Source organism: Phytoactinopolyspora endophytica (genome assembly GCF_004138495.1).
Lineage (GTDB): Bacteria > Actinomycetota > Actinomycetes > Jiangellales > Jiangellaceae > Phytoactinopolyspora > Phytoactinopolyspora endophytica.
This window is the reverse complement of the sequence record NZ_ML142867.1, coordinates 106,845-115,619: the sequence shown is the minus strand read 5'-3', so window position 1 is coordinate 115,619 and position 8,775 is coordinate 106,845. Positions and strand designations below refer to the sequence as shown.

The following is an 8,775-nucleotide window of genomic DNA, read 5'->3' as shown; positions in this document are numbered from 1 at the left end:
CGCTGCCGCGATGTCCGTGCTGTTCGGCGGAGCCCTCGTCGTCTTGGCGCTGGTACAGCTAGCGGTTGCTGGAAGGCGGTTGCGTCGATGAACGATAGGCAAACCCGAGGATTGGCTGGGATGGCATCGCGGGCAACTCACACGCACTCTGGGGATTCGGTACGGCAGCCGGGGGGCGGTAGGCCGGACCGGAGACGCCGGATCACGCCGGCAAATGTAGGCCTGTACGGGCTACTCGGGACGGCGACGCTTATCGCGATGTTCCCGATCATCTGGCTGCTGTCCGGATCGTTGCAGACCGGCGAGGAGTTGTACAGCGGGGAGCAATTCTTTCCCCAGGCGCCGCAGTGGACGAACTACGTCACTGGCTGGGTAGACGGAAATCTCGCCGTTTACTTGGGAAACAGCCTCTTTTATACCCTGACCAGTATCGCGTTGATCCTAGCCGTCGCGAGTCTTGCTGGTTACGCGCTCGCCCGGATTGACTTCAGCGGCAAGGCGTTTTTCACCGTCCTGATCCTGGCCGTGATGGTAATTCCTGCGCCGGCGATGTTCATTACGCAGTATAAACTGCTGCTCTCATTCGGACTGACTGACAGCCGTCTCGGATACATCTTCATCCTGGTCACCGCCGGAATACCGATGTCAACGCTCATTATGCGCAGCTTCTTCGTGAGCTTGGCCCCGGAGTTGGAGGAGGCAGCGTCGATCGACGGAGCATCGGCAATCCGGACGTTCGTGAGCGTGATTCTTCCCCTTGCAAGGCCGGGCCTGGCCGCCGTTGCCGTGATTCAAGGACTTCAGGTCTGGAATGAGTACCTCATGGCGCTGGTGCTGTTCGACAGCGACTCGCTGATGCCAGTGCAAAGGGGCCTGATGAGTTTCGTGTCGGTCGAAACCCCACAGCAGCAGGTCCTGCTGGCCGCGACGGCGATATCGATCGTTCCTGTCGTCATCTTCTATCTGCTCGCGCAGAAGCACATCATCCAGGGCCTCGGCGCGGGAGGCGTGAAATAGACGGGATCGGTGTTCCCCTGGTTGCTCAACATCTACCGAAGGTGATGCTCGCCCAACGAGTACACAAGGGCATGGTGACGCCCCGGGAACGGCCGCGTCGCGTCGCGGAACTGCTCGGGCAGGCCGGGTTGCCGAGCAGCTACGCGCACGTGTACCCGGTGCGGTTGTCCGGCGGGCAGCGCCGGCGCGTCTCCATCGCACGGGCCCCGGCCTCAGAGCCGGCGCTCCTCATCCTCGACGAGGACGTGTCTGCATTGGACGTGTCCATCCAGGCGCAGATGATCACGCTACTCAAGGAGCTGCAGCAGGTGCTCGGCCTGGCGTACATCCTCAGGGAGCGAGGACACGGGTAGCAATTTTGGTCAAGCCACCTGGCCAATTGTTCGTGGGCCGAGCGTATCCAAGAGCGTGCCTGGTGCCCGATCGGCCGTATTGTTGCCGAAGAGAGAAGAGAAAGGGGCCATGCCGGTGGCGCAGGCAGATGAGCACGCGTTCCACGCTGTCGAGAGGTCACGGGTCTACACCTCCGTGGTGGACCAGATCCTCGCGAGTATCCGTTCCGGCAAGTTCTCACCCGGTACTTCGTTGCCGGCTGAGCGAGTCCTGGCCAACCAGCTGCAGGTGAGCAGGGGCTCATTGCGCGAGGCGATCCGGGTGCTGGAGCACGCCGGTGTGGTCGATGTTCGCACGGGCAGCGGCACATACGTCACGCAGCAGAGCGGCTCGGATGCCGCGATGCTGCGTGCGCACGCAGCCGTGATCGGCGAGCACAGCCCGCTGGACCTGATGGTAGCCCGCAGTGCCCTCGAGCCGGTGTGTGCAGAGCACGCGGCCACGTCGCACCATCCGGGTGACCTGGAGGCGATGGAGGAGTCCATCATCGAGCAGGACAGGCTGATCCGCGAGGGCGGCGACGTGAGCCAGGTGGACAGCGCCTTCCACCTGGCCGTGGCGGCGGCGTCGCACAACGGGGTGCTGCTCGCTCAGGAGCGGATGCTCGTGGATCTCATGCATGAGCAGACATGGAGCGAGCTCAAGCAGCGCTCGCGCGCGAACATCGGCGCGGCCGAGCAGTACCTGGAGCACCATCGGCATGTCCTCCGGGCGATCAAACAGGGCGACTCCCGCCGTGCTGGCCAGATGATGGCGGTGCACATGAGCGCGATCGAGACGGCCCTGCTGGCCGAGATCGAGCACGCGGACGGTGGTCTTGGAACGGGACGTCTCGACGGATGATGCCCCCCGGGCACGGTTGACAGCTCGGCGAGCACCGCCGTAGAGTCCACATTGGCCAAGCGGTTGGACCAATTTGGAGGAGCCCTCGGATGACCACCATCGGATTCATCGGCCTAGGTGTCATGGGTGCGCCCATGGCCGTCAACCTCGCAACCGCAGGTTTCGATGTCGTGGGGTACAACCGCACACCGTCCAGGGCCGAACCACTGGTCGCTGCGGGCGGCCGGAAAGCGTCGTCAGCGGCCGCGGCGGCGAGTGGCTCGGACGTTGTCATCACGATGCTTCCGGACTCGCCCGATGTCGAGCAGGTTTTGCTGGAGGAGGGCGGTGTATTCGACGTCGCGACCGCCGGCACTCTGGTGATCGACATGAGCACCATCCGGCCGGACGTCTCGCGTCAGCTAGCGGAAGCGGGACGCGATCGAGGACTCAGGGTTCTCGACGCGCCGGTGAGTGGCGGCGAGCAGGGCGCCATCGACGGCAAGCTCTCCATCATGGTCGGTGGTGAGGCGGACTCGTTCGCAGCGGCCAAGCCAGTCCTGGACATGATGGGCGCGACCGTGGTGCACGTCGGCCCGGCCGGTGCCGGGCAGACCGTCAAGGCCGCGAACCAGCTCATGGTCGCCGGAGCGATCGAGTTGGTGTCGGAGGCTCTGGTGTTCCTTGAGGCGCACAGCGTCGATCGCGATCGCGCCGTGGAGGTTCTCGCCGGCGGCCTGGCGGGAAACGCCATCCTCGACCGCAAGGCCGCCGCTATGCTGGCCGGTGATTTCACTCCGGGCTTCCGGGTGGACCTGCATCACAAGGATCTAGGCATTGTGACGGCCGCGGCGCGAGAAGCGGGTGTCGCGATTCCTCTGGGGGCACTTGCAGCCACGCTCATGGGGTCGTTGCGTGCGCAGGGCCATGGCTCGCTAGACCACTCCGCCCTGCTCGTTCAGATCGAGCAGCTCTCCGGCCGCTCGAACTCGAATTGATCGGGCGACAGTCCCTGTCGCACCTCGCGTGACGCAGATTCCATTTGCCTTCGGGGGTGGAATATGCCCCTTGTGGCGACCAGGACAGCAAGCGACTGGAAACTCTTGCAGACAATGCCTAAGAACTCAAACACGGAACGTGGCCTACCGGAGGGCAGCCGTTGGCGCGCTCCATTCAATATTGTCCAGACAAACCTGCAAGAGATCGACGTCGATATGGATGTCGAGAGCGCGCTCGACGCAATCAAGGATTACGGCGGCGACACCTGGCTGCTCAACGCCGGGGGCATCATGTCCTTCTACCCAACCGACCTTCCGTTCCAGACGCGAAATCCGCTCCTGGCCCGCCGCCCATCGGGCGATCTCCTGGGAGATGCTGTCACCGCCGCCAAGCGACGTGGTGTGAAGGTCATTGCTCGATTCGACATGTCCAAGGTCTCCGCGCGGATCGCGGGCGAGCACCCGGAATGGCTCTATTACTCGCCCAATGGCGGGCCGCAGGTGTACAACACGCTCTTCAGCACGTGCCCGTCCGGCGAGTACTACCAGGCTCGTGCCTTCGACGTCATCGACGAGGTGCTCGACCGGTATGAAGTCGACGCGATCTTCTTCAACTGGTTCAACTTCAACGAGCGTGATTACGACGAGGTCACACATGGGGCCTGCCACTGTGCGGCATGCCAGAAGGGATTCGCGGAGTTCAGCGGTGGGCTGGAGCTGCCATCCGATATGAAGTCCGACACCTTCGGCCCGTGGCGAGCGTACGTCGGCGCGACGCTCGCCGAGTTGACGGCCAGGATCGTGGATCACGTTTCAGCCCGTGAACGCGATGTGGGTGTGGTTTTGCGTAGCGGGGCGCCCATCGTCTACCTCGAGGGCAACAATGCGTACCGGGCGATGCCAGGCAAGGAACTATGGCCGCATGCCACAGCTGAGGCCGTCAGCGCACATGTCTCGTCGCGTCCCGATGCGGCGGTCATGGTCAACAGCGTCGCGTTCATCGACGCGACCTACCGCATGGGCTCCGAGCAACCCGAACACTTCGCTCAGTATTTGGTCCAAGCGCTTGCGCGTGGCGGGAATCCTTCGGCGTACTCCTTCGGCGCACCCGGCCGGCTACCCATGCAGTGGAGCATCTCTCAGGGACGCGAAATCATGCGTTTCCGCCGGGCCAATGCGACTCTCTACCGGGATCTGAAGCCTGCAGCCACGATAGCGCTGGTTCGTCCCAGCATGGCGACGGCTGAACACGGAGCGTACTGGGACGCGCTGGAGGAGTTCCGCGGGCTGTACGCGTCGCTGCTCGAGGCACACGTGCCATTCGACGTCGTTCCCATCGACGAGCTTCAGCGAATGGGGGAGCGAGGCTTGTTGACGCGCTATGAACTCCTCATCCTGCCCGACGCAGGGACGCTCGGTGAGAGCGCGGCACAGGTCGACGATTTCGTCTATCAAGGCGGGAAGCTCCTCACCACGGGATCGTCCGGGCTGAGCCGTTCGGGAGCACTTGAGCTGTCCTGCGCCCCCGCGCTTCACGCCCTGACACCGGCGCTGTCGGACACGGAGCTGCGTTCGACATATGTGACCAGCGCCACCCAGCCGAGAATCGATGAATTCCGTTACGAAGCGCCGATTATCCCAGTCTACGGACGATATCAGCGATATATCTGGAAACCTGGCACCGACAAGACCGGCTTCCTGTTGCCCAAAGCCCCGTTCGGCCCACCCGAGATCGCGTACGGGCATCGAGGGAGCGCTGATCCCGACCACGTGCGCGGGCGATTCGGAGCAGGCGAGGTCGTGCATATTCCGTGGACCATCGGACGCACATATCGCGAGTTCGGCAAGAGCGACGTACGCGATCATTTTAGCGGAATTCTGCAATCACTGGTCAGCCCTCGAATCACGGCCGATATGCATGACGCGGTCGAGGTGATCGCGGGAGCAGCCGGTGAGAAGGCCGTCGTTCATCTGATCAACCACACTGGCGCGCGTCGAAGATCTTACGGTCCACACGTTCCCATCAGCGGTGGACATCTCCGACTGATAGGGCTGGCCGCGGACGCTCGGGTCGATGCAATGGTCGCGGGCATCCAGCTTGAGGCTCGATCGGAAGGTGCCGAGTTCGTGGTCGAGCTCCCGACGATCCAGTTGTTCGAGGTGATCGTCATCGACAGCACAGCGTCGCTGCCATGAGTACGGCAATCGGTCACCGGCTCCACCAGGTCCAGGTCCACTGAGCCCTCTCCGCTTGCCCCAACGATGGAGGAGCACGACGTGTCGAACCATCTCGAGGTGCTCGTCGCGCCCGACAGCTACAAGGGATCCATGTCGGCCAACATCGCTGCCAAGGCGATCGCACGCGGCTGGGAGGCAACGCGTCCGCGTGACAGGGTCATGTGTTATCCGCAGGCCGATGGCGGTGAGGGTACAGCCGAGATCATCGCACGAGCTGTCGCGGGAGCTCGTTGGTGCAGTGTGTCCGACGTCCCTGGACCGGACGGCCGGCTCCGCGACTCTTCTTGGCTCCGGCTGCCCGACGGCACGGGGATCGTCGAGCTGGCTCACATGAGCGGCATCACGCTCATGGAACGACTCGATCCAGGCGCCGCTTCCACTCGCGGATTCGGAATGGTGATCGACGCCGCGTTGCGTGAGGGGGCCACGAGCTTGATCCTCTGCCTTGGCGGCTCAGCCTCCAACGACGGCGGGGCGGGCGTCCTGCGCGCTCTCGGCGCGGACTTCCTCGATGATCACGGCAACTCCATCCCCGACGGCGCCGAAGGTCTTCTCTCGCTGGCATCCGTCGACATGGGTCACGTTCCTTCGGCGCCTCCAGGGGGCGTGACCCTTCTCACTGACGTCATTGCGCCCCTTCTGGGCCCATCAGGCGCCACAGCGGTATTCGGTCCACAGAAGGGAATCACACCGGCCACGGCGGAGCGGTTCGAGCGAGGGCTGCAGAACCTCGCCCGAGAGCTGACGTGTGACCCATCGCGGCCGGGCATGGGGGCCGCTGGTGGAACAGCATTCGGCCTCGCGTCCATCTGGGATGTAGACGTCGTCCCTGGGGCTGAGTACGTCGCGGCTCAGACTGGCCTGACCCGCGCGATGGAGGACGCAGACATCCTCATCACCGGAGAAGGCCGGTTCGACTCGCAATCATCGTCAGGAAAGGTCGTGGGAACCCTCGCGGCGATGGCCTCCGAGAAAGGGCTCCCACTCGCGATCATCGCGGGAAGCATCCAATCCGACCATGACGGTGTGACCGCGGATCTCACCCGCTTGGCCGGATCGGCAGCGGCCGCCATGGCAGATCCAGAGTATTTCGCCGAGCTCGCAGGAGCGGCCCTGGCGAACCACATGAGTGATCAGAGCACTCATGAGAAGCGGGACCAGACACAGCTTCAGTAATGACAGCCGGCTGACACATGCGTCTGTGGATGACGACGTTCACTCAAGCACCGGATATCGAGAGAAGGAATCATGGCTGGTTTGAAGGCCCTTACGGCGAACAGCACGATAGGCCAGTGGCTCGACCATCCCGTCGGAGGCGAGCTCGTTCGCGGGCTTCTGTCCCGGGCCGGCGTCGATGAGTCAAAGCTCGCTTCCGTGCGGGGATTGCCGCTACAACAGCTGGTCGCACTCAGTCGGGGAAAGATGCCGCAAGAGGTCGTTGACGAGCTGGTTCTGACGGTGAACGACGGTCAGGTGCCCACTGAGGGTGACGAGGTGAGCTGGCGTGAGGTTGTGACGCCTGGTCGTTTCGCGGGCAAGACGGTTATCGTCACCGGAGCGGCTTCGGGGATCGGATACGCCACCGCATCGCGTGTCGCCCGCGAGGGCGGACATGTGGTCGCGGTCGACATCAGCGCTGACAGTCTCGAAGGCTTGGTCGCCGCGCATACAGACGAAGAGACCATCGTGCCCGTAGCCGGCGACATCACGGACCAGCAGAGCATCGACGAGATCGTCGCCGCAGCCGACATGCGGATCGACGGCCTCGCGAACGTCGCCGGGATTAACGATGACTTCTCGCCCCTGCATGAGACCACGGATGCGATGTGGGACCGTGTCCTGGATGTCAACCTCACTGGCGCATTCAAGCTCATCCGCGCGGTACTGCCGATGTTGCTCGAGCAAGGTCGCGGTTCCGTCGTCAACGTCGCCTCCGAAGCAGCCCTGCGTGGCAACGCGTCTGGGAACGCCTACACCGTCTCCAAGCACGGCATCATCGGCCTCACCCGCTCCGCCGCCTTCATGTATGGTGCGGACGGCATTCGAGTGAACGCCGTCGCACCAGGCGGTGTCGCCACCGGCATGTCGTTCCCGTCGAACGTTTCCGAGAAGGGCGCCGCGAGGCTTCGACCGTTCCAGAGTCAGATCCCGACGGTAGCGACCGCGAAGGAACTGGCTGCTTCGATAACCTTCCTGTTGTCGGATGATGCTGCCAACATCAATGGTGTGGTTCTGCCTTCCGACGGTGGCTGGTCCGTTCAGTAAGCCGGGGCGAGTCTCACCCGCCGTTTGACTGGCGTACGCCTATGTCTAGCGCTTCGAACCGGTAGATGAAGCCGCCGGCGGGTCCGCTTACCGTCATGTAGGCCTCGGTCGTGCCTGGCCGGATTGCGATGTTGGTCGCCGACACGAGGCCGGCGTCCTCGCTGGGGACGGTGATCGTGGTCAGGTGCATGCCATCGGGACTGTAGACGACGATCGTCGGTTTGCCGTGCACTCCCTGGTAGATGTTTCCTGACGCATCGACGGCGTTCGAGTCGGTCTGAGTCGTCCCGCCATCGACGTGGACCGCGGTGTGGCCACTCACGACGGCTGTGCGGTCGTCGTTGAGTTTGAGGTGGTCGATGCGGTTCGCGTCGAGTTGGCTTACCCATAGCGCGTCGTAGTCGAGGGTGAACGAGATCCCGTTCGGGTTGGGGAGGTTCGTCGCGAGAACGGTGGACTCGGCCGTGTCCCGGTCGAACCGCAGCACCCGGCCTGACGTTTTACCCGTGGGGTAGGTGATCGGCGCCGAATCGGTCACGAACAGGTTCCCCTCGGTGTCGAACGCGACGTCGTCCGGATGCATCGGCCTGCCATTGATGGGTCCCTCGGCAAACGTCCGCGGGTCATCGCCGTCCGCGGTGAGGCTGATGATTCGGCCGCCGGAGTAGTCGGTCAGGTAGAGGCGTCCGTCGTGAGGGCTGAACTGGGCCGAGGTATACGCCCCGGTGTCGTCGGTGAAGACCGGGGACGCGTCGTGGGAGTCAAGATCCACGGCTATGAGCTTGGGTTCTCCGGCGGGCGCGGCAACGTCGACGACATAGAGCGTGCCGTCATGGTCGAAGGTCGGCCCTTCGAGTAACGTCATCCCCGTTTCCCCATGTACCGAGGTCACTTGGAGGACTCGCTCGGCCACACTCGGAGGGGTGAAGGAGTCCTGCGAGGTGGACGTGTCCTGCGTTGCCGACGCGGCGCATCCCGTGAGGGCGACACCCAGGCCGACGACGGCCACGGCTCGGCTACGACGTGTGTTGCATCGAGCGGA

General features: G+C 63.8%; 9 protein-coding genes. 8 read left to right on the top strand and 1 reads right to left on the bottom strand.

Annotated features, from left to right (window positions below; all coding sequences use genetic code 11):
- The 8 genes from ELR45_RS43020 to ELR45_RS28200 form a co-directional block, all read left to right on the top strand.
- Positions 1–91 (top strand): hypothetical protein (locus ELR45_RS43020; RefSeq protein ID WP_205857430.1); only part of this gene is annotated, 91 nt, incomplete at its 5' end.
- Between the two features lie 167 nt (positions 92–258).
- Positions 259–1,017 (top strand): carbohydrate ABC transporter permease, encoded by a 759-nt coding sequence (locus tag ELR45_RS28230; RefSeq protein ID WP_165368180.1) that lies wholly within the window; start codon positions 259–261, stop codon positions 1,015–1,017.
- 44 nt (positions 1,018–1,061) lie between these two features.
- Positions 1,062–1,370 (top strand): ATP-binding cassette domain-containing protein, encoded by a 309-nt coding sequence (locus ELR45_RS28225; protein ID WP_129669292.1) that lies wholly within the window; start codon positions 1,062–1,064, stop codon positions 1,368–1,370.
- 115 nt (positions 1,371–1,485) lie between these two features.
- Positions 1,486–2,253 (top strand): FadR/GntR family transcriptional regulator, encoded by a 768-nt coding sequence (locus ELR45_RS28220; RefSeq protein WP_205857418.1) that lies wholly within the window; start codon positions 1,486–1,488, stop codon positions 2,251–2,253.
- Positions 2,254–2,342: 89 nt separating this feature from the next.
- Complete coding sequence (locus ELR45_RS28215; RefSeq protein ID WP_129669290.1) at positions 2,343–3,230, top strand: 2-hydroxy-3-oxopropionate reductase; 888 nt, start codon at positions 2,343–2,345, stop codon at positions 3,228–3,230.
- A 114-nt stretch (positions 3,231–3,344) separates the two neighbouring features.
- On the top strand, positions 3,345–5,426 hold the full coding sequence (locus ELR45_RS28210; protein ID WP_205857417.1) for an alpha-amylase family protein: 2,082 nt from the start codon (positions 3,345–3,347) through the stop codon (positions 5,424–5,426).
- A gap of 81 nt (positions 5,427–5,507) precedes the next feature.
- Complete coding sequence (locus tag ELR45_RS28205) at positions 5,508–6,644, top strand: glycerate kinase (protein ID WP_240760204.1); 1,137 nt, start codon at positions 5,508–5,510, stop codon at positions 6,642–6,644.
- Between the two features lie 72 nt (positions 6,645–6,716).
- Positions 6,717–7,733 (top strand): SDR family NAD(P)-dependent oxidoreductase, encoded by a 1,017-nt coding sequence (locus tag ELR45_RS28200; RefSeq protein WP_129669287.1) that lies wholly within the window; start codon positions 6,717–6,719, stop codon positions 7,731–7,733.
- A gap of 13 nt (positions 7,734–7,746) precedes the next feature.
- Here ELR45_RS28200 and ELR45_RS28195 read toward each other — a convergent pair.
- Positions 7,747–8,775 (bottom strand): SMP-30/gluconolactonase/LRE family protein (locus ELR45_RS28195; protein ID WP_205857416.1); only part of this gene is annotated, 1,029 nt, incomplete at its 5' end.

Excerpts from the sequence above, each read along its gene's own strand:
- ELR45_RS28230 (WP_165368180.1), top strand. The coding sequence starts at position 259 with ATGTTCCCGATCATCTGGCTGCTGTCCGGATCGTTGCAGACCGGCGAG.
- ELR45_RS28225 (WP_129669292.1), top strand. The coding sequence starts at position 1,062 with ATGCTCGCCCAACGAGTACACAAGGGCATGGTGACGCCCCGGGAACGG.
- ELR45_RS28215 (WP_129669290.1), top strand. The coding sequence starts at position 2,343 with ATGACCACCATCGGATTCATCGGCCTAGGTGTCATGGGTGCGCCCATG.
- ELR45_RS28210 (WP_205857417.1), top strand. The coding sequence starts at position 3,345 with ATGCCTAAGAACTCAAACACGGAACGTGGCCTACCGGAGGGCAGCCGT.
- ELR45_RS28200 (WP_129669287.1), top strand. The coding sequence starts at position 6,717 with ATGGCTGGTTTGAAGGCCCTTACGGCGAACAGCACGATAGGCCAGTGG.